This window comes from Paraburkholderia phenazinium (assembly GCF_900141745.1).
Taxonomy (GTDB): Bacteria; Pseudomonadota; Gammaproteobacteria; order Burkholderiales; family Burkholderiaceae; genus Paraburkholderia; species Paraburkholderia phenazinium_B.
On the sequence record NZ_FSRM01000002.1, the window covers coordinates 505,307 to 525,208 of the forward strand.

Annotated in this window: 17 protein-coding genes; 6 read left to right on the forward strand and 11 right to left on the reverse strand. The window is 60.0% G+C overall.

The window, feature by feature from the left end; translation table 11 throughout:
• Positions 1-152: 152 nt before the first annotated feature.
• The 7 genes from gltA to BUS06_RS22355 all read right to left on the reverse strand — a co-directional run bounded on the left by gltA (position 153) and on the right by BUS06_RS22355 (position 6,175).
• Positions 153-1,454, reverse strand: coding sequence for a citrate synthase (gltA, locus tag BUS06_RS22325; protein WP_074266612.1), 1,302 nt, complete (start codon positions 1,452-1,454; stop codon positions 153-155).
• 72 nt (positions 1,455-1,526) lie between these two features.
• Entirely contained in the window at positions 1,527-1,796 is a 270-nt protein-coding gene (locus BUS06_RS22330; protein WP_074266613.1) for an FAD assembly factor SdhE, read from the reverse strand.
• Positions 1,797-1,879: 83 nt separating this feature from the next.
• Positions 1,880-2,584 (reverse strand): succinate dehydrogenase iron-sulfur subunit, encoded by a 705-nt coding sequence (locus BUS06_RS22335; protein ID WP_074266614.1) that lies wholly within the window; start codon positions 2,582-2,584, stop codon positions 1,880-1,882.
• Positions 2,585-2,608: 24 nt separating this feature from the next.
• Complete coding sequence (sdhA, locus tag BUS06_RS22340; RefSeq protein WP_074266615.1) at positions 2,609-4,384, reverse strand: succinate dehydrogenase flavoprotein subunit; 1,776 nt, start codon at positions 4,382-4,384, stop codon at positions 2,609-2,611.
• 4 nt (positions 4,385-4,388) lie between these two features.
• Positions 4,389-4,757 carry a succinate dehydrogenase, hydrophobic membrane anchor protein gene (gene sdhD, locus BUS06_RS22345; protein WP_074266616.1) on the reverse strand — a complete coding sequence of 123 codons (369 nt, stop codon included), beginning with the start codon at positions 4,755-4,757 and terminating at the stop codon, positions 4,389-4,391.
• 4 nt (positions 4,758-4,761) lie between these two features.
• Complete coding sequence (gene sdhC / locus BUS06_RS22350; RefSeq protein ID WP_074266617.1) at positions 4,762-5,178, reverse strand: succinate dehydrogenase, cytochrome b556 subunit; 417 nt, start codon at positions 5,176-5,178, stop codon at positions 4,762-4,764.
• A 193-nt stretch (positions 5,179-5,371) separates the two neighbouring features.
• A complete protein-coding gene (locus BUS06_RS22355) occupies positions 5,372-6,175 on the reverse strand; it encodes a GntR family transcriptional regulator (protein WP_074266618.1) in 804 nt (267 codons plus the stop codon).
• Positions 6,176-6,686: 511 nt separating this feature from the next.
• On the opposite strand from BUS06_RS22355, the gene BUS06_RS22360 reads away from it, so the two are divergent.
• The 6 genes from BUS06_RS22360 to acnA all read left to right on the forward strand — a co-directional run bounded on the left by BUS06_RS22360 (position 6,687) and on the right by acnA (position 14,947).
• Entirely contained in the window at positions 6,687-7,670 is a 984-nt protein-coding gene (locus BUS06_RS22360) for a malate dehydrogenase (RefSeq protein WP_074266619.1), read from the forward strand.
• Positions 7,671-7,851: 181 nt separating this feature from the next.
• A complete protein-coding gene (locus BUS06_RS22365; RefSeq protein ID WP_074266620.1) occupies positions 7,852-8,868 on the forward strand; it encodes an HpcH/HpaI aldolase/citrate lyase family protein in 1,017 nt (338 codons plus the stop codon).
• Positions 8,869-8,893: 25 nt separating this feature from the next.
• Positions 8,894-10,081, forward strand: coding sequence for a bifunctional 2-methylcitrate synthase/citrate synthase (gene prpC, locus BUS06_RS22370; protein ID WP_074266621.1), 1,188 nt, complete (start codon positions 8,894-8,896; stop codon positions 10,079-10,081).
• 104 nt (positions 10,082-10,185) lie between these two features.
• On the forward strand, positions 10,186-10,701 hold the full coding sequence (locus BUS06_RS22375) for a hypothetical protein (protein ID WP_074266622.1): 516 nt from the start codon (positions 10,186-10,188) through the stop codon (positions 10,699-10,701).
• A 36-nt stretch (positions 10,702-10,737) separates the two neighbouring features.
• Positions 10,738-12,189, forward strand: coding sequence for a bifunctional 2-methylcitrate dehydratase/aconitate hydratase (locus tag BUS06_RS22380; protein ID WP_074266623.1), 1,452 nt, complete (start codon positions 10,738-10,740; stop codon positions 12,187-12,189).
• A 40-nt stretch (positions 12,190-12,229) separates the two neighbouring features.
• The gene (gene acnA / locus BUS06_RS22385; protein ID WP_074266624.1) at positions 12,230-14,947 is read left to right on the forward strand and encodes an aconitate hydratase AcnA; all 2,718 of its coding nucleotides are present in this window, start codon (positions 12,230-12,232) and stop codon (positions 14,945-14,947) included.
• Positions 14,948-15,084: 137 nt separating this feature from the next.
• Here the strand turns inward: acnA and BUS06_RS22390 are convergent, their stop codons facing one another.
• The 4 genes from BUS06_RS22390 to BUS06_RS22405 all read right to left on the reverse strand — a co-directional run bounded on the left by BUS06_RS22390 (position 15,085) and on the right by BUS06_RS22405 (position 19,876).
• Complete coding sequence (locus tag BUS06_RS22390) at positions 15,085-15,999, reverse strand: hypothetical protein (protein WP_074266625.1); 915 nt, start codon at positions 15,997-15,999, stop codon at positions 15,085-15,087.
• Positions 15,996-17,597, reverse strand: a complete 1,602-nt coding sequence (locus BUS06_RS37170) for an ATP-binding protein (RefSeq protein ID WP_083611555.1) — start codon at positions 17,595-17,597, stop codon at positions 15,996-15,998. The genes BUS06_RS22390 and BUS06_RS37170 overlap by 4 nt, the downstream gene beginning before the upstream one ends.
• Before the next feature lie 11 nt (positions 17,598-17,608).
• Complete coding sequence (locus BUS06_RS22400; RefSeq protein ID WP_074266626.1) at positions 17,609-18,214, reverse strand: response regulator transcription factor; 606 nt, start codon at positions 18,212-18,214, stop codon at positions 17,609-17,611.
• Positions 18,215-18,733: 519 nt separating this feature from the next.
• Positions 18,734-19,876, reverse strand: a complete 1,143-nt coding sequence (locus BUS06_RS22405; RefSeq protein ID WP_074266627.1) for an OmpA family protein — start codon at positions 19,874-19,876, stop codon at positions 18,734-18,736.
• Between the last annotated feature and the right edge of the window lie 26 nt (positions 19,877-19,902).

A 19,902-nucleotide genomic window follows, 5' to 3' on the forward strand; every position in this document is an offset into this window, starting at 1 on the left:
CCTGATCTGACCCGCCATCAACCCCAAAAGCAAAACGCCCCAACGTTTAACCCGTTGGGGCGTTTCCTTAACCGCAGCGCAGCATCACGCGTAGTACACAGCAGTCTGAATCGCTTAACCGCTAACTACACTACGCGACAATCTACACCTGCTTACCGGTCCGAAATAGCCTTCGCTTCACGCGGCGTATCGCCAACAAACAGCTGACGCGGACGGCCGATCTTCTGTTCCGGATCGGCAATCATTTCGTTCCACTGCGCAATCCAGCCCACCGTACGTGCCATCGCGAAGATACACGTGAACATCGACGTCGGGATGCCCAGCGCGCGCTGCACGATGCCCGAGTAGAAGTCAACGTTCGGGTACAGCTTGCGCGACACGAAGTACTCGTCTTCCAGTGCGATCTTTTCCAGCGCCATGGCCAGCTTGAACAACGGGTCGTCGTGCAGGCCCAGCTCTTCCAGCACTTCGTGGCAGGTTTCGCGCATCAGCTTGGCACGCGGGTCGTAGTTCTTGTACACGCGGTGACCGAAGCCCATCAGCTTCACGCCCGAGTTCTTGTCCTTCACCTGCTTGATGAACTCAGGAATGTTGTCGACCGAGCCGATCTCTTCCAGCATGTTCAGCGCCGCTTCGTTCGCGCCACCGTGTGCCGGGCCCCACAGGCAGGCGATACCGGCTGCGATACACGCAAACGGATTTGCACCCGACGAGCCGGCCAGACGCACCGTCGACGTGGACGCATTCTGTTCGTGATCCGCATGCAGGATCAGGATACGGTCCAGCGCCCGCACCAGCACGTCGTTGACCTTGTACTCTTCGCACGGGTTCGAGAACATCATGTGCATGAAGTTCGCGCTGTACGACAGTTCGTTCTTCGGGTACGCAAACGGCTGGCCGATGCTGTACTTGTACGCCATCGCCACCAGCGTCGGCAGCTTCGCGATCATGCGAATCGCCGACACGTCACGGTGACGCGGGTTATTGATGTCCAGCGAGTCGTGATAGAACGCCGACAGCGCGCCGACTGCGGCCACCAGAATCGCCATCGGATGCGCGTCGCGACGGAAGCCACGGAAGAAGAAGTGCATCTGCTCGTGCACCATCGTGTGCTTCGTGACGGTCTCGACGAACTCTTCTTTCTCAGCTGCGTTCGGCAGTTCGCCCTTCAGCAGCAGAAAGCACGTTTCGAGGAAGTCGGCATTCTGTGCGAGGTTATCGATCGGGTAGCCGCGGTACAACAGCTCACCCTTGTCGCCGTCGATGTAGGTGATGGCCGAGTTACACGCCGCCGTCGACATAAAGCCCGGGTCGTACGTGAACTTGCCGGTCTGGCCGTACAGTTTGCGGATGTCGATCACGTCCGGGCCCATCGTGCCCTTGTAGATCGGCATTTCAACGCTCGGCGAGTTGTCGCTGAACGATAGCGTGGCTTTAACATCTGACGGGGTCATGGCACATCCTCAATCGAAGTATGGAAACAGGGTTTCGATAATTGCACGCGTGGAACAACGGACTGGCTTTACTCAAGCAGTGCGCAGCAGCTCCAGCAACCGGATCACATCCGGCTCTGCAAGGTCGCCTTCTGGTTCCTTGCGCGCGAGGAGCAAGTCCATCAGGTCGTTATCGCTCAGCTCTAGCAGGCGCGTAAGTGCGCCTACGTCGGCATCGCTGAGGTCATGCTCGTATTTGCTGAAAAAACGCTCGAAAATCAGATCGTTTTCCAGCAGGCCGCGGCGGGCGCGCCAGCGAAGGCGCGCCCGCCGAAGCGGGTCAGCTTGATGCGATTCTTGCATGTCAGTACGCGCCGGGCCGCCCCAAGTGTACTGACCGCCCCCTTGGGGGGCAGCGAACGAAAGGGAGCGTGGGGGTTGTTTCATTAGACTGCACGGCGAACCATCAATTCCTTGATCTTGCCAATCGCCTTCGTCGGGTTCAGTCCCTTCGGACACACATCGACGCAATTCATGATCGTATGGCAACGGAACAGACGGTACGGGTCTTCCAGATTGTCGAGACGCTCGCCGGTCGCCTGGTCGCGGCTATCCGCGATGAAACGATAAGCTTGCAGCAAACCAGCCGGACCGACGAACTTGTCCGGGTTCCACCAGAAGCTCGGGCACGACGTGGAGCAGCTTGCGCACAGAATGCACTCGTACAGGCCGTCCAGCTCTTCGCGTTCTTCCGGCGACTGCAGACGTTCCTTTTCGGGCGGCGGCGTATCGTTGATCAGGTACGGCTTGATCGAGTGATACTGGTTGAAGAACTGCGTGAAGTCGCAGATCAGGTCACGCACGACGGGCAGACCCGGCAGCGGACGCAGCACGATCTTCTGCGGCAGGTCGTTCATGTTAGTCAGGCACGCCAGACCGTTCTTGCCGTTGATGTTCATTGCGTCCGAACCGCACACGCCTTCGCGGCACGAGCGACGGAACGACAGCGTTTCATCCACTGCTTTCAGCTTGAGCAGCGCGTCGAGCAGCATGCGTTCGTGCGAGTCGATTTCGATCTCATACGATTGCATGCGCGGAGCTGCGTCCTTGTCCGGATCGTAGCGGTAGATTTCAAATGTACGCTTGGCCATTTCTGAATTCCTTTGACTTGTGCCTTAGAAGGTACGCGCTTTCGGCGGCACCGATTCGACGGTCAGCGGTTGCATGTGAACCGGCTTGTAGTCGAGGCGATCGCCTTCGCTGAACCATAGCGTATGGCGCAGCCAGTTTTCGTCGTCGCGATGTTCGAAGTCGTCCTGTGCGTGCGCACCACGGCTTTCCTTGCGCGCTTCTGCCGACACCATCGTGGCGCGTGCCACTTCGATCAGGTTCGCCAGTTCCAGCGCTTCAACGCGGGCCGTGTTGAACACCTTCGACTTGTCCTTCAGATGCACGTTATCGACGCGCTCGGCCACTTCGCGGATACGCTCCACGCCTTCGGAAAGCAGCTTCGAGGTACGGAACACGCCGGCGTGTGCCTGCATCGTGGCGCGGATGTCGTTGGCCACGTTCTGCGTGTATTCGCCCGACGAGGACTTGTCGAGCTTGTCGAGACGCGAGAGCGCGAAATCAGCGGCGTCAGCCGGCAACGGCTTATGTTCCTTGATTTCCCGCACGTGCTTGACGATATGGTTGCCGGCCGCGCGGCCGAACACCACCAGGTCGAGCAGCGAGTTCGTGCCCAGGCGGTTCGCGCCGTGGACCGACACGCACGAGCATTCGCCCACTGCGTAGAAGCCGTTGACCGGCTCTTCATGACCCTTCGACGTACCCACGACCTGGCCGTGAATATTCGTAGGAATGCCACCCATCTGATAGTGGATGGTCGGCACAACCGGGATCGGCTCTTTAATGCAATCGACGTTCGCGAACTTCAGCGCGATTTCGCGGATCGACGGCAGACGCTTCAGGATCGTCTCAGCGCCGATGTGCGACAGGTCGAGCAGCACGTGATCCTTGTTCGGACCTACGCCGCGACCTTCCTTGATTTCCTGGTCCATCGAACGCGAAACGAAGTCACGCGGAGCCAGATCCTTCAGCGTCGGCGCGTAGCGTTCCATGAAACGCTCGCCGTTCGAGTTGCGCAGAATGCCGCCTTCGCCACGCACGCCTTCGGTAATCAGCACGCCCGCACCCGCCACGCCGGTGGGGTGGAATTGCCAGAATTCCATGTCTTGCAGTGCGATGCCCGAACGCGCGGCCATACCCAGGCCGTCACCGGTGTTGATGAACGCGTTCGTGGATGCCGCGAAGATCCGCCCTGCACCGCCCGTAGCGAACAGCGTGGTCTTGCCTTCGAGGATGTAGACGTCGCCCGTTTCCATTTCCAGCGCCGTCACGCCGAGCACGTCGCCTTCGGCGTCGCGGATCAGGTCTAGCGCCATCCATTCGACGAAGAATTGCGTCTTCGCTGCTACGTTCTGCTGATAAAGCGTGTGCAGCAGCGCGTGACCCGTACGGTCGGCAGCCGCGCAAGCGCGTTGCACTGGCTTTTCGCCGTAGTTGGCCGTGTGGCCGCCGAACGGACGCTGATAGATCGTGCCGTCCGCATTGCGGTCGAACGGCATGCCCATGTGTTCCAGTTCGTAGACTGCGTTCGGTGCTTCGCGGCACATGAACTCGATCGCGTCCTGGTCGCCGAGCCAGTCGGAACCCTTGATCGTGTCGTAGAAGTGATAGTGCCAATTGTCTTCGCTCATGTTGCCGAGCGATGCGCCGATGCCGCCCTGAGCAGCCACGGTGTGCGAGCGCGTCGGGAACACCTTGGACAGCACGCAGACCGACAGGCCGGCGCGTGCGAGTTGCAGCGAAGCGCGCATCCCCGAGCCGCCTGCGCCGACGATAACCACGTCAAACTTGCGACGCGGCAGAGAATTCTTGATTGCAGCCATTCTTTTATACTCTCCAGAGAATCTGCGCAGCGTAGCCGGCACACGCCAGCAGCCAGACGATCGTCAGGGCCTGAAGGAGGAGACGCACACCGACGGGCTTGATGTAGTCCATCCAGATGTCGCGAATACCTACCCACGCGTGGTAGAACAGGGACAGCAGCGTCACGAAGGTGGCGAGCTTCATCCATTGCGTCGCGAAGATCGACGCCCAGCCGTCATACGAAAAGTCTTGTGCGCCGAAGAACCACGCGAGCAGGATGATCGTGTAGACCGCCATGATCGTCGCGGTAATGCGCTGTGCGAGCCAGTCGCGCAGACCGTAGTGCGCGCCGACGACGAGACGCTTCGGACCGATTCGGTTATTAGCTGACATTTTTTTAGAATGCTCCGAAGAGTTTGAGCGCGAATGCAATTGTCAGAAGCGACGAAACGACCAGTACGATGATGGAGGTTTGCTTGCCCTTCTCTTTCGTCGTGAGGCTGTGGCTCGTGTCCATGAACAGGTGGCGCACGCCAGCGCAGAAGTGAAACAGGAAGGCCCACGCGAGAACCAGCGTGATGAGCTTGACGATGATGTTGGAGAGGAAGCCCTTGAAGACGTCAAAGCTGAGCTCTGAGGTAAGGCTTTGATCGAAGAGGTAAAGCAGGAACGGAAGAAAAACAAACAGCAGCCCACCGCTGACGCGATGGAGAATCGACACACGCCCCGCTAGTGGGAGGCGATACGCCGTCAATATCTGCCCGATACCGATGTTCCGGAACTCCGGCCTCGGTTTTTTTACGGCTTCAGCCATGCTAGACCCCTACTATGTAGTAACACTAATCCTGAATTTTAGCGCCTTTTCATATCGCGCTGCAGCGAAAAACCCCAACGGTCCTTTCCTGCGCACGCGAGAATGGCGTTCTCAAGCGGGTTCCGCGCGTTATGCCCATCACCCTTAAACACATCGATCCAGCTCGAACTTCCGGGTCTCCGACAGCCCGGTTTTAGCTGAGATCGTTCTGATAGTAGTACCCAGTTGTGACATACCATCCGCGCCGCACTTCGACAGGGCGGTCCCCATAGGTATAGGACACGCGATCCACCGACAGCAACGGAAATCCGGGCGGCACCTTCAGCAGGTCGGCGACCGTGGGGTCGGCCGCCACCGCCCGAATCTTCTCGGACGCCCGGATCATACGGGTTCCGAACTCAGTCTCGAACATCGCATAGAGCGGACCCTTGTACTCGGAAAGCCGCTCGAGAGTGAGTCCGCGGAACACGACGCCGGGCAACCAGATTTCGTCGAGAACCGTAATTTCACCATCAAACTGCAAAAGGCGCTTTATAAGCACCACTGGGTCGGCTGGTTTGAGATCGAGCTGGCGAGCGATATCGGCCGACGCGCGCAGGCGGCGGCATTCGAGCAGGCGGCTAACATGAGGGTGTTCGGCGCCGTCATCGGCCAGTAACCTGAGGAAGCGAAACTGGGCGCGATCCTCATTGTGCGTTGCAACAAAAGTGCCCTTGCCCTGACGGCGCACCAGCAGGTTATCCGCCGCCAGTTCGTCGATCGCCTTGCGCACCGTCCCCTGACTCACCTTAAAGCGGGCAGCCAGTTCAACTTCACTGGGAATGATCTCACCCGGCTTCCACTCACCCGACTCGAGGCTGTGTGTAATCAACGCCTTGATCTGCTGATACAAGGGGCTGAAAGTGGGCGATGTAGCGGGCGCAGCAGCAGCGGACGCACCCTCGCCCGGCCCCCCAGGGCCGTTAGGATTCGGAGTGCTCGCCGGGTTCGAATTCATGCGCGCATTTCATCATAAAGGCCCGTCTGCCGTCTATTACTTTCCCGGCAACAGATATGTCTTATATAAGACATAAGATACTGTTGACTTTGCGTGTGCCGACTCCTACACTCCTTGGCGAGCAAGGGTTCGAGGGTTGTTCAACGGCTTTTTCCAGGGTATCCACAGGTACTCCTGGCAGGCCGCCCGGCACCTAAAGCCGCTCTGCATCACGCTGTTGTCCCTCGCGGTCCCGCTTTCGATTCGCCGGTCTTTGTCCCGTCAGACGCTTCGGAAACACACCCTTGCAGGAGCCCGGCACCATGCAGCGGCCACCGGTGTCCCAAGCACCCGCTCCGCTGTACAGGTTTCCGGCATGGCGGTCTTGCCGCAACGCGCTTCCAGCCTCGGCTTTCGGCCTGAGGCGCCCCGCGTAACAGTGAATTCCGCCCTGTTTCACAACGCTTCGCCTAACGCGCATATAGAATGGCGTTTTCCCTAGCGTCTAACGCATCGTCCTGGAGAATTCTCAATGGCTAAGCCCGCAAAGCGCGTTGCCGTCACCGGCGCCGCAGGTCAAATCGCTTACTCCCTGCTATTCCGCATCGCCAACGGCGACCTGCTCGGCAAGGATCAACCGGTGGTCCTGCAACTGCTCGATCTGCCGCAAGCGCAAGGCGCCGTCAAAGGCGTCGTGATGGAACTGGATGATTGCGCATTCCCGCTGCTGCAGGGCGTCGTGATCACCGACGATCCCAAGGTTGCGTTCAAGGACGCTGACGTTGCCCTGCTGGTCGGCGCGCGTCCGCGTTCGAAAGGCATGGAACGTAAGGATCTGCTGTCGGCGAATGCTGAGATCTTCACGGTGCAAGGCAAGGCGCTCAACGAAGTCGCCAGCCGCGACGTGAAGGTGCTGGTGGTCGGCAACCCGGCCAACACCAATGCTTACATCGCGATGAAGTCGGCACCGGATCTGCCGAAGAAGAACTTCACCGCCATGCTGCGCCTGGACCACAACCGCGCTCTGTCGCAACTGGCTGCCAAGTCGGGCAAGCCGGTCGCTTCGATCGAGAAACTGGCTGTGTGGGGCAACCACTCGCCGACGATGTACCCGGATTTCCGCGTTGCAACGGCAGAAGGCCAGGACCTGACCAAGCTGATCAACGACGACGAATGGAATCGCAACACGTTCATCCCGACCGTCGGCAAGCGCGGCGCAGCGATCATCGAAGCGCGCGGCCTGTCCTCGGCAGCGTCGGCAGCTAACGCCGCCATCGACCACGTGCGTGACTGGGTGCTCGGCACGAACGGCAAGTGGGTCACCATGGGTATCCCGTCGGACGGCTCGTACGGCATTCCGGAAGACATCATTTACGGTGTGCCGGTAACATGCGAAAACGGCGAGTACAAGCGCGTTGAAGGCTTGGCAATCGACACGTTCTCGCGCGAAAAGATGGACGCTACGCTGAACGAGTTGCTTGAAGAGCGCGAAGGCGTTCAACACCTGCTCGGCTAAGCGCCTGATGTAGACCAGCCGGGACTCTGTTGCTTGCCGACGGGTTCCGGTTTTTTACGTCCGTATTTGATCCGAACGCGTTTTGCGCCGCTTGATGCGCTGTTCCAGCCCGTCAGGCAACACCAGGCAGAACGCGGTCGAATCCGATTCTCAACGAGCCAATACGCCCCTGACGCCGAAGATGCGCGCCCTCACACCCGCCGAAGTGCTGTTTGACGGCGAAGCGCCGCCCACAGTCCTGCCTGCCTGCGATCACTACGCCGGCAGTGAAAAGCTGATGCTGAAATCGCTCGCTTTGCAGCAGGAGTTGGGGCCGGTGTTCGACATCACGCTCGATTGCGAAGACGGCGCCCAGGTGGGCCGCGAAGCCGAGCATGCGGAGCTGGTGGCGTCGCTGCTGGGCAGCGAGCACGACCGCTTCGGCCGCGTGGGCGTACGGATCCACGATTTCAATCATGCGCACTGGCGCGACGACGTGCGCCTGATCCTGCGCGCCGCCAAACGCGCCCCTGCGTATATCACCCTACCGAAGATCCGCAGCGTTCCCGATGCTGCCGAAATGTGCGCGTACATCGAAGCGACGCGGTGTGAGCTCGGCATCGCTCAAGCCGTGCCGGTGCAGTTGCTGGTCGAAACCCATGGCGCACTGGCGCGAGCGTTCGATCTGGCCGCCCTGCCGGGCGTCGAAGCGCTCAGCTTCGGCCTGATGGACTTCGTCTCCGCGCATGACGGCGCGATCCCCGATACGGCGATGCGCTCGCCCGGCCAGTTCGATCACCCGCTGGTGCGGCGCGCCAAGCTCGAGATCGCCGCGGCCTGTCACGCGCATGGCAAGGTACCGTCGCACAACGTCAGCACCGAAGTGCGTGACATGAGCGTGGTAGCCAATGACGCCACCCGCGCCCGCAACGAGTTCGGCTATACGCGGATGTGGAGCATCCATCCGTCGCAGGTGCCGGTTATCGTGGCCGCCTTTTCGCCGCGCGATGAAGAGATCGCCACGGCCGCCGAAATCCTGCTGGCGGCGCAGGCCGCCCAGTGGGGCCCGACGCGCCATCACGACACCCTGCACGACCGCGCGAGCTATCGCTACTACTGGTCGGTGCTGCGCCGCGCGCGCTCGACGGGACGCACGGTGCCGGCTGAAGCCGCGCCGCTCTTTGCTAAAACCGGTTCCACCAAAGAGTCCGCATCATGAGCGGACATACAGGAGACTGCTGGAGATGAGCGAAAAGACGCAAGCCGCAGCGACACCAGGCGAGAGCGGAGCCCCGAGCGCCTTCAAACCGAAGAAATCCGTTGCACTGTCTGGCGTGACGGCGGGTAACACTGCCCTGTGCACGGTCGGCAAGACCGGCAACGACCTGCATTACCGCGGCTATGACATTCTCGACATCGCCAGCACCTGCGAATTCGAGGAAATCGCCTACCTGCTGGTGCACGAAAAGCTGCCCACGCAGGCTGAACTGACGGCCTACAAGGCCAAGCTGAAGGCGCTGCGCGGCCTGCCCGCCAACGTCAAGGCCGCGCTGGAATGGATTCCGGCCGCAGCCCATCCGATGGACGTGATGCGCACCGGCGTCTCGGTGCTCGGTACGGTGCTGCCCGAGAAGGACGACCACAATCTCCCCGGCGCACGCGATATCGCCGACAGGCTGATGGCCTCGCTCGGCTCGATGCTGCTCTACTGGTACCACTACTCGCATAACGGCAAGCGCATCGAGGTGGAGACCGACGACGATTCGATCGGCGGCCATTTCCTGCATCTGCTGCACGGCGTCGAGCCGTCGAAGTCGTGGGTCGAGGCGATGCACATCTCGCTGAACCTGTATGCGGAGCACGAATTCAATGCATCGACCTTCACCGGCCGCGTGATCGCCGGCACCGGCTCGGACATGTACTCGGCACTGACCGGCGCGATTGGTGCGCTGCGCGGCCCGAAGCACGGCGGCGCCAACGAAGTCGCGTTTGAAATCCAGTCGCGCTACCAGAGTCCCGACGAGGCTGAAGCGGATATCCGCCGCCGCGTCGACGCCAAGGAAGTCGTGATCGGCTTCGGCCACCCGGTGTACACGATCTCCGATCCGCGCAACAAGGTCATCAAGGAAGTCGCAAAGAAGCTCTCGAAGGAAGCCGGCAGCACGAAGCTGTTCGACATCGCCGAGCGGCTCGAAACCGTGATGTGGGACGCCAAGAAGATGTTCCCGAACCTGGACTGGTTCAGCGCGGTGTCGTACCACATGATGGGTGTGCCGACAGCGATGTTTACACCGGTGTTCGTGATCGCCCGTACGGCGGGTTGGAGCGCGCACATCATCGAGCAACGCATCGACAACAAGATCATCCGGCCGAGCGCGAACTACACCGGCCCAGAGAATTTGAAGTTCGTGACGCTAAATAGGAGAAAATAGCGTCCGCTGTGCGCTTTCAGGGCGCGTGCAGTTCCACCCTGGCGGCTGCTCCCACCGGTAGCCGCGCACTGTTCAACCGATATTAGATAGAAAAGGCTAACTCCATGAAAAAGCTGCTGATCGCCGCCGTTGTCGGCGCCTTGTCCACGACGATGCTGATCGCCACGACGGACGCCTCCGCACAAACGGCGTCGGGCACCGCCGCGACTACCGCCAAGAAGGCCACGCCGAAAAGGCCGGCTCCGAAACGCCTGATCAAGCGTAAGCCGAACCCGAAGAAAGAAGCGCAAGTCGATCCGGTGCCGGACGGTGCAATCAAGTGGTCGTGTAATGAAGGTCTGTCGTTCGATATGAAGGGCGACATGAAGCGCGATCAGATCGTCACTGTTCACTGGGCGAACAAGAACTACAACCTGCCGCGCGAAACCACCACGACGGGCGCTGACCGCTTCCACGACGCCGCTTCGGGTCTGGACCTGGTCGTGATCCCGACCAAGGCGATGCTGTTCTCGGACAACGACGGTTCGCGTCTCGCGGACGAGTGCAAGACAGCTGAAATGTCGCAAGGCGCGCCGGCTCCGACGCAATCGAACGAGCTGATCAAGAACCCGCAGAACTAAGTTTCCCTTAGTTTCGTTTCAGGAAGGAAAGCCCCGATGTCCGCTCCGATATCCAACGTACGGCCCGACCCGGACCAAGTCCTGGTCGATATCGCCGATTACGTTCTGGATTTCCCGATCGACAGCACGCTCGCGCTGGAAACGGCGCGTCACTGCCTGATCGACACGCTCGGCTGCGGACTCGAGGCACTGACTTACCCGGCCTGCACCAAGCTGATGGGACCAATCGTGCCCGGCACGATCGTCCCCAACGGCGCCAAGGTGCCTGGCACGTCTTTCCAGCTCGACCCCGTTCAGGCCGCCTTCAATATCGGCGCGATGATCCGTTGGCTGGACTTTAACGACACCTGGCTCGCCGCCGAGTGGGGCCACCCGTCGGACAACCTGGGCGGGATTCTCGCCACGGCCGACTGGCTGTCGCGTACCGCCATCGCCACCGGCAAAAAGCCGCTGACGATGAAAGACGTCTTGATCGCCATGGTCAAGGCGCATGAAATCCAGGGCTGTATTGCGCTGGAAAACTCGTTTAACAAGGTTGGGCTCGATCACGTCCTGCTGGTGAAGCTGGCTTCGACCGCCGTTATCGGCAGGCTGATTGGCCTCACGCGTGACGAGCTGATCAATGCGGTTTCCTTGGCCCTTGTGGACGGTCAGGCGCTGCGCACCTACCGCCACGCGCCGAACACCGGCTCGCGCAAATCGTGGGCCGCGGGCGACGCCACTTCGCGCGCCGTGCGACTCGCGCTGATCGCGAAGACTGGCGAGATGGGCTATCCGTCTGTTCTGACAGCGAAGACGTGGGGCTTCTACGACGTGCTGTTCAAGGGCAAGGAATTCAAATTCCAGCGCCCGTACGGCTCGTACGTGATGGAAAACGTGCTGTTCAAGATTTCGTTCCCGGCTGAGTTTCACTCGCAGACTGCAGTGGAAGCGGCCATGACGCTGCATGCGCAACTGCGCGCAGCGGGCAAGACTGTGGAAGACATCAGCAAGATCACGATTCGCACACACGAAGCCGCGATCCGTATCATCGACAAGAAAGGGCCGTTGAACAACCCGGCCGACCGCGACCACTGCATCCAGTACATGATCGCGGTGCCGCTGATCTATGGGCGCCTGACGGCCGCGGACTACGAAGATTCCGTCGCGCAGGACCCGCGCATCGACGCGTTGCGCGACAAGATGAGCTGCGTGGAAGACCCGCAGTTCACCAAGGATTATCACGATCCGGAGAAGCGTTCGATCGCCAATGCACTGACGGTCGAATTCAACGACGGGTCGACATTCGACGAGGTAGTGGTCGAATACCCGATCGGACACAAGCGCCGCCGTGAAGACGGCATCCCGTTGCTGGTCGAGAAGTTCAGGACCAACCTCGCGCGCAAGTTTCCGGTCAAGCAGCAACAAGCGATTCTCGATGTGTCGCTGGACCAGGCAAGGCTCGAAGCCATGCCGGTCAATGAATACGTCGATCTGTATGTCATCTAGTTCAGTACTGTAGTTCCGCGATCAAACCAAGGAAAACACCATGGCCCACAACCTCCACAAAACGCTCAAGGAATTCGACAGCGGTTCCGGCAAAGGCAAGTTCTATTCGCTGCCGCAACTCGGCAAGGCACTGAATATCAAGATCGACCGCCTGCCGGTTTCGATCCGTATCGTGCTGGAGTCGGTGCTGCGCAATTACGACGGCAAGAAGATCGCCGAAGAACACATCACGCAACTGGCAAACTGGAAGCCGACCGCTTCGCGCGTCGACGAAATCCCGTTTGTGGTTTCGCGCGTGGTGCTGCAGGACTTTACCGGCGTGCCGCTGCTCGCCGATATCGCGGCAATGCGCGGTGTCGCGCAACGCGCCGGCAAGAACCCGAAGTCGATCGAACCGCTGGTCCCGGTTGATCTGGTGGTCGATCACTCGGTGCAGATCGATTACTTCCGTCAAAAGGATGCACTCGATCTGAACATGAAACTGGAATTCCAGCGCAACAACGAGCGCTACCAGTTCATGAAGTGGGGCATGCAGGCATTCGACACGTTCAAGGTCGTGCCGCCGGGCGTGGGTATCGTTCACCAGGTGAACCTCGAGTACCTCGCACGCGGCGTGCACAAGAAGACGGACGGCAGCGACACGGTGTACTACCCGGACACGCTGGTCGGCACGGACAGCCACACGACGATGATCAACGGTATCGGCGTGGTGGGCTGGGGCGTGGGCGGCATCGAAGCGGAAGCGGGCATGCTCGGCCAGCCGGTGTACTTCCTGACGCCGGACGTGGTGGGCGTCGAACTGAAGGGCAAGCTGCGCGAAGGCGTGACCGCAACCGATTTGGTGCTCACGGTTACCGAACTGCTGCGTAAGGAAAAGGTTGTCGGCAAGTTCGTCGAGTTCTTCGGCGAAGGCACGCGCACGCTGTCGCTGCCGGACCGCGCGACGATCGGCAACATGGCGCCGGAATACGGTGCAACGATGGGCTTCTTCCCGGTCGACGAAAAGACCATCGACTACTTCAAGGGCACGGGCCGCACCGACGCAGAAATCTCCGCCTTCGAGAACTACTTCAAGGCGCAAGGTCTGTACGGCGTGCCGAAGGCTGGCGAAATCGACTACACGAAGGTCGTCAAGCTCGACCTCGGCACGGTGGCGCCGTCGCTGGCAGGTCCGAAGCGTCCGCAAGACCGGATCGAAATCGGTCACGTAAAGTCGACCTTCAGCGATCTGTTCTCGAAGCCGGTTGCAGAAAACGGTTTTGCGAAGAAGTCTGCCGATCTGGACGCGCAATACACGACGACGAACGGTGTCAACGTGAAGAACGGCGACATCCTGATCGCTGCCATCACGTCGTGCACGAACACATCGAACCCGAGCGTGCTGCTGGCTGCGGGTCTGCTGGCGAAGAAGGCTGTGGAAGCTGGCCTGACCGTGGCTCCGCACATCAAGACGTCGCTCGCCCCCGGATCGCGTATCGTCACCGAGTATCTGACGAAGACGGGTCTGCTGCCGTTCCTGTCGAAGCTGGGTTTCGAACTGGCTGCTTATGGTTGCACGACGTGTATCGGTAACGCAGGTGATCTGACGCCGGAACTGAACGAAGCGATCACGAAGAACGACATCGTCGCAGCGGCTGTGCTCTCGGGCAACCGCAACTTCGAAGCGCGTATTCACCCGAACATCCGCGCCAACTTCCTGGCATCGCCGCCGCTGGTTGTCGCCTACGCAATCGCCGGCAACATCACGCGCGACCTGATGACCGAGCCGGTTGGCAAGGGCAAGGGCGGCAAGGACATCTACCTGGGCGACATTTGGCCGACCAGCGACGAAGTCAACGACCTGCTCAAGTTCGCACTGGACGCCGAAGCGTTCCGCAAGAACTACGCACAGCTCACGAAGAAGGGCGACCTGTGGAGCAAGATCGAAGGCGAAGAGGGTCAGGTGTACGACTGGCCGAAGTCGACCTACATCGCTGAGCCACCGTTCTTCGGCAAGGACTTCTCGATGCAGCCGGCCGACAGCATTGCTGCAGTCAAGGGTGCACGTGCACTGGGCATCTTCGGTGACTCGGTGACGACCGACCACATCAGCCCGGCAGGCTCGATCAAGGAAGACTCGCCGGCAGGCAAGTGGCTGAAGGCAAACGGCGTGCAGAAAGCCGACTTCAACAGCTACGGCTCGCGCCGTGGCAACCACGACGTGATGATGCGCGGTACGTTCGCCAACGTGCGGATCAAGAACCTGATGATCCCGGCGAAGGCAGACGGTACGCGCGTTGAAGGCGGTCTGACGATTCATCAGCCGAGCGGCGAAAACATGTCGATATACGACGCAGCGATGAAGTACATCGACGCGGGTACACCGACCGTCGTGCTGGCAGGCGAAGAGTACGGCACGGGCTCGTCGCGTGACTGGGCGGCCAAGGGTACGCAACTGCTGGGCGTGAAGGCTGTGGTTGCTCGCAGCTTCGAGCGGATTCATCGTTCGAATCTGGTCGGTATGGGCGTGCTGCCGCTGCAGTTCAAGGGCTCGGATAGCGTTCAATCGCTGGGCATTACTGGCGAAGAAACGTTTGACGTCGAAGGTCTCGGTGACGACTTCAAGCCGCAGCAGGAAGTCACGCTGGTAATTCGCGGCAAGGACGGCAAGGAGAAGCGCGTGGCAGTTCTGCTGCGTATCGATACGCCGATCGAAGTGGACTACTACAAGCACGGCGGGATTTTGCCGTTCGTGTTGCGTTCGCTGCTGGCTGCTTAACTTAACGCTTGATGCGTTAAGTAGACGTCCGACGCGAAAGCGGAAGCAGAAGCGGTTTGCAGGTGCTGCGTCCTTGTGGAAGGACGCAGCCGATTTGAGAGCCCGGCCTTGGCCGGGTTTTTTTATTGTCTGGCGCGTTATTGCGTGCCGCGGTCTACGTGGAAGGCAGCGGGGTCATCGGTGATCCGGCGTTGGGTCATGTGGTCGTTCCAGCTGTTGTCGAGCGGCGTTGCGGCGCGAGTGGCTGGATGCCGCTGTTGGATGGACCAGTTCAGCCATGGGGTGTCGTCGGTCGATGCGCTTTCATGGGCGTGCGATGCGCTGGTGGGCCATTCGGGCTGAGTCGATACTGCGGGACGTGCTGCCGGATGGGTGGCGCGGTTCAGTGCGACCCGTTCGTGTACATGGGCTCCGGACAAGCGTGCCATCTTCACTCGCTTCGGCGGTTTTGTGGGCGAGGCGGTGTGTGCGTCGTTTTCACGAGCGGAGAGTTGTACGGTCTGCCTTGGCACTAACTGGATGATTTGCTTGGGCGGCGAGTTATTGATTGCGGCCGCTTTCTCTGTTTCCACGGCGGCTGGCTTAACTTCCTGTCTAAGCGGCTGCAGCTTGACGTGACCCGCAGCAGCAGTGGTGCTCGCTGGAGCGACCTGAAGCGCTTTCGTCTTCTCAGCGTCCTTCATGGAACATGTAACGAGCAACCACGTGAGTGCCATCGTGCAACCGGCGAAAATCGACGCCGCGAGCAGATGATCCGAACGCGTCGAGCGCGGACGAACCGTACCCATTTCAAGATACCGCTTCGCCTCCGCCAATGCGGCGTCGTAGCGCCCAGTGTCCGCGCGTTGTGGCAGCATCTTATAAAACAGGATGTGCTTTACGCCCGGCGGAAAGGGGCCAGCCGGCCGCGGTGCCGCGGGTTGACGAACAGCGCGCTGCACGGCTTCGCGCATCACGTTCCGGTGCGACCCAAAAGGTGGCGGCAGGCCGTCGTACGGCCGCGGCAGCGGGATCGTCAGATCGCCCTCGATCAATGCTAGCGGTCGAGTCATTGCGAGTTGCTCCGGTGTGGCTCGACCGCCTGGTCGAGTTGCATCATCAGCGCGGCAATGCGCTTTTCGAGTTCGTCGAGCAAATGTCCCGCTGACTCGCGCTGAGTCGCGCTGGCATGCCGTAGTGCTTCCATCAGACTATGCGCGCCGACGAGACCGACTGCACCGCTCAATCTGTGCAACGAGGAGCGCATTCCGTCCATGTCGTGCCGGGTCCGCAGTCCGCGGATCTGCTGCAGATCGTCGTGCACTGATCGGCGCCAACCGTGGATGAACGCGCGGAGGTCGACGCCTTCATTCGATAGCGCGTCGAGGTAGTTGCGATCAAACGATTCGGTCGACGGGACGGGGGAATCCGCCGGAGGTTCCGCCGCAATGGGCTGTGGTGTCGTCTTCTGGAGATTTACACGGTGCGACGCGTTAAACGCTTGCGGGCGTTCAATAGTGAATGGCGCACTGAATATGCTGCATGTGCCCTTGGCAGCGTCACTCGATACCTTGAGTTCGCCGCGCATGCATTGCGTCAGTTGCTGGCAGAGTTCCAGACTGAGAGCTTCCTCGTCACGTAACTCTCCCTCAGGCGCGGGCACGTCAAACGATGTGGGTATGTGCATTCGCGCTGAGCAAGTGGGAGAAGCAGGCGTGTCAGCGCCTGCAGCCGTTACGCTCACGAATATTCGTTGCGAGCCGGCATTTAGTGTTTCCGCGCGTGCGGTAACTGTGATCTGGCCGTGCTCAGTGATCCGCACCGCATGACTCAAGAGATGAAAAATAATCTGGCCGAGTCGGGTACCGTCGGCGAGAACTAAAGCGTCGACCGACTGATCTACGGCGGTGCTCAGGCACACGCCCTTCTGCGCCGTGGTGTGAGAGAACAGTGCAGCCACCCCATCAATGAGTTCCCGCACGTCCGTCAACGTTTCATCAAAGACAACGGTGCGCGACTGGATTGGCATGGACGCGAGCATGTCCTCTAGCGCGCGTGCCCATGCGCGCACGGCAACGTGAATTTTGCCCACCAGTTTCTTCTCTGGCGGCTGCGATGATGATTCGTTGAGCTCATCCAGCAAGCTGGCCATCGCGGACAAGGGGCCACCGACGAAGTCGCGCATGGCTGCGTATACACGCTCGCGCTCCAGATTGGCGGCGACAAACGCCTGCGACGCTACACCGACCCCGGAGGCCTGCTCTCGGGACTCGACCGCTGCGAACCGGCGCTGCCATTCGTTCTCGACAGCGCGCGCGGACGCGACGGTTCGTTTGAGCAGCACACGCGTTCTGCACCATCCAACCAAGGCGATGGTTGTGAGGATCATAAGCACGGACAGCAATACGGCTAAACATTGCCAGGCAACCGCCGCATCGCTGATGCGCAACGCTGCCAGCGGGCGGGCAATATTCGTGACATCCCATCCCGTGCCGCGAACGGCAGCCGGCATCGTGTCGGCACGCGCCGACACGATGCACAGCAACGCGAACGCAACGACGCTGCCAAATGCGATCGCATCGTGAATCGAGACCGCCCGCGCTGCGTGAGAGAAACGGCGGGCGCACGTCCGTGTGGGCACTGGAGAACCCGACCGCTTCATCATGTTCATACGCCGCCCGGTCAGTCGATCAGCTTTTGAAGGGCTGCAAATTCGATCAGCCCCGCCAACGAAGACAGACCCAACTTCTCCTGAATTCGACCTTTGTATGTACTGACTGTTTTATCGCTCAGAGACAGGTGCGCAGCTATATCCTTATTGCTTACCCCACGCGCGAGATACTGCAACACCTCCACCTCGCGAGGCGACAACAGATTCAGACCACCTTCCCTGCCCATTTGCGTATCTGCGGGAAAGCAGTCGTAACCGAACAGGACGGTTTTCACGGCAGTGATCAATTCGCTGATATCACGCCCCTTTCCGACGTAACCGTTTGCGCCAGCAAACCTGGTGTGGCCGGCCATAACCTGTTCCGGCTTCGCGGACAGAACCAGAATCCGGACTTTGTCGTTGGTTGCCCGAATTCGCCGGATCATGGACAAACCATCCAGGCGAGGCAAGTCGAGGTCGAGGATCAGCAGATCGGGATTTTCAGACAGGACGATTTGAAGACCGTCCTCACCGTCGCCGCTTTCACCGAGGACGTCGAACTCCGGATCTGCACGCAATACGCCCGAAATTGTATTTCGAATTATGGGATGATCGTCGATAATAACGATTCGCTTCATTTACTGCTCCATTTTTCCTAATATTGATTAATGGGCGCAGATTCGAATCGAAATGGCGCACACCATAAATAGACAAATATTTTACCAAGTACCCGCAAACATGTTTTCGCTGGAGGACTGCGAAATTTCCGCAAATTTGTGCGATTTTTCCTACTCGCGTCCATTCCATTTCTGGCGGACAGGTTATAAAGCCGTACGTTATTGGTATAAGTTCTGCAGATTTAAATCGTATATCGGGTCGCCAATCGATTTACGGATATCAGATGAATCTGAACTTCGGTAAGATCATTGCGATTTACCGCTAGACATCAGGGCGCGCATGCCCTGCGAAGTCCGGTTTTTCGGCGGTCGCATGACGTGCTTAGGCGTCACTCGCACGCAAGGCGGGTGCTCATGGGGTCGTCAGCAAAGAAAAGGCCACCACCTCAATGGGCAGCGGGCGCGCGGCTCATCGAGGTCTGTTAGACGCGATCGCCGAACCATATCGGTCCGGCGATCGTGATGTATAACCAGACTACGTTACTGGTCCTGCTGCATCTGCTGCATTTGCGACGGTTGTTGCCGTTGCGGTTGCGGTTGCTGCTGCTGCAACTGAGACGTATCCAGCGCCTGTGCATTGCTGCGCATAAAGTCGAGTTCAACCCGGCGATTCGGGGCGAGGCAGTCGATCAAGGCCTGCTGGTTCCGGTTGTTACACTGCACCAGCGGATCGTCCTTGCCCAGACCACGTGCACTCATCGGCACCTGCACGCCACCGTCGCGCAGATAGCGCTTCACGGTTTCAGCGCGCTTCGCCGACAACTGCCGGTTGTAGCTGTCACTACCCAAGCGGTCCGTGTAACCTTCGATGCGAATACCCGTCACATCATCCACGCGCTTCAGATCGCTAATCAACTGACTGAGCTTGGCTTTACCTTCCGGCAACATGCCAACCAGATCACTACGGTCGAATTTGAAGGTTGCATCCGCCTGTAGCGTCATTTTCGGTGGGATTGGCGAAGCCACGGGCGCCGCGACTGGCGGCGGCGTGCAGGCTCCCAGTGCCGCAGCGACGCCCGGCACGCCCTTCTCTACACCGTCGACGAGGCGTTGGCTCTCGGCAAAGTTGCGGATCCACGACTCATGCCCTGCATGAATCAACTCGACCTCGGAGCAAGCCGTCAGGCGCTGCGCCTCTTGGCACTGCGGGAACAGCGGCGAGGTTTTTGCGGCCAGGACCTGCTTCCACAAATCCGGCCGGATCACTGAAGCGGTGCGTAGCTGCGGATTATCGACCGACAGCCCCCGTCCGGTTTCCAGCGCTGCGGTCAAGCGATCCGCCTCATGCAGCGCTTCCTCAACGAAGCCCCAGCCGTCGTGGGAGGAACGTTCGTTACGCGCGGCGTCGAGCCAACACTGGGCCTTATCGCCAAAGTAATTGTTCTTGCGGTCGCCCAGCGCGTTCAGGCGCGCCTGCACCGTACCCAGCATCTGCGCGTTGTGGATACCGCCGTACGTCGCAATCCACTGCGGCGTGACAGCTCCCGCGGGGGTGCCTTGCGTCGCGCTAAAGCCCGTCTGCAAGACCGTGGGGTCCTGGATCTGCAGCCGGTCGCGCGTCGCGGACGACGAACAGCCGCTGAGCATCGCGGCAAGCGCGATGGCAATCAATGAATACTTCATGTCTGTTTCTCATGGAAAGAGGGTCG

What these genes read in the sequence shown, in the direction of transcription:
- gltA (WP_074266612.1), bottom strand. Translation starts at nt 1,454, where the DNA reads ATGACCCCGTCAGATGTTAAAGCCACGCTATCGTTCAGCGACAACTCG.
- BUS06_RS22330 (WP_074266613.1), bottom strand. Translation starts at nt 1,796, where the DNA reads ATGCAAGAATCGCATCAAGCTGACCCGCTTCGGCGGGCGCGCCTTCGC.
- BUS06_RS22335 (WP_074266614.1), bottom strand. Translation starts at nt 2,584, where the DNA reads ATGGCCAAGCGTACATTTGAAATCTACCGCTACGATCCGGACAAGGAC.
- sdhA (WP_074266615.1), bottom strand. Translation starts at nt 4,384, where the DNA reads ATGGCTGCAATCAAGAATTCTCTGCCGCGTCGCAAGTTTGACGTGGTT.
- sdhD (WP_074266616.1), bottom strand. Translation starts at nt 4,757, where the DNA reads ATGTCAGCTAATAACCGAATCGGTCCGAAGCGTCTCGTCGTCGGCGCG.
- sdhC (WP_074266617.1), bottom strand. Translation starts at nt 5,178, where the DNA reads ATGGCTGAAGCCGTAAAAAAACCGAGGCCGGAGTTCCGGAACATCGGT.
- BUS06_RS22355 (WP_074266618.1), bottom strand. Translation starts at nt 6,175, where the DNA reads ATGAATTCGAACCCGGCGAGCACTCCGAATCCTAACGGCCCTGGGGGG.
- BUS06_RS22360 (WP_074266619.1), top strand. Translation starts at nt 6,687, where the DNA reads ATGGCTAAGCCCGCAAAGCGCGTTGCCGTCACCGGCGCCGCAGGTCAA.
- BUS06_RS22365 (WP_074266620.1), top strand. Translation starts at nt 7,852, where the DNA reads ATGCGCGCCCTCACACCCGCCGAAGTGCTGTTTGACGGCGAAGCGCCG.
- prpC (WP_074266621.1), top strand. Translation starts at nt 8,894, where the DNA reads ATGAGCGAAAAGACGCAAGCCGCAGCGACACCAGGCGAGAGCGGAGCC.
- BUS06_RS22375 (WP_074266622.1), top strand. Translation starts at nt 10,186, where the DNA reads ATGAAAAAGCTGCTGATCGCCGCCGTTGTCGGCGCCTTGTCCACGACG.
- BUS06_RS22380 (WP_074266623.1), top strand. Translation starts at nt 10,738, where the DNA reads ATGTCCGCTCCGATATCCAACGTACGGCCCGACCCGGACCAAGTCCTG.
- acnA (WP_074266624.1), top strand. Translation starts at nt 12,230, where the DNA reads ATGGCCCACAACCTCCACAAAACGCTCAAGGAATTCGACAGCGGTTCC.
- BUS06_RS22390 (WP_074266625.1), bottom strand. Translation starts at nt 15,999, where the DNA reads ATGACTCGACCGCTAGCATTGATCGAGGGCGATCTGACGATCCCGCTG.
- BUS06_RS37170 (WP_083611555.1), bottom strand. Translation starts at nt 17,597, where the DNA reads ATGAACATGATGAAGCGGTCGGGTTCTCCAGTGCCCACACGGACGTGC.
- BUS06_RS22400 (WP_074266626.1), bottom strand. Translation starts at nt 18,214, where the DNA reads ATGAAGCGAATCGTTATTATCGACGATCATCCCATAATTCGAAATACA.
- BUS06_RS22405 (WP_074266627.1), bottom strand. Translation starts at nt 19,876, where the DNA reads ATGAAGTATTCATTGATTGCCATCGCGCTTGCCGCGATGCTCAGCGGC.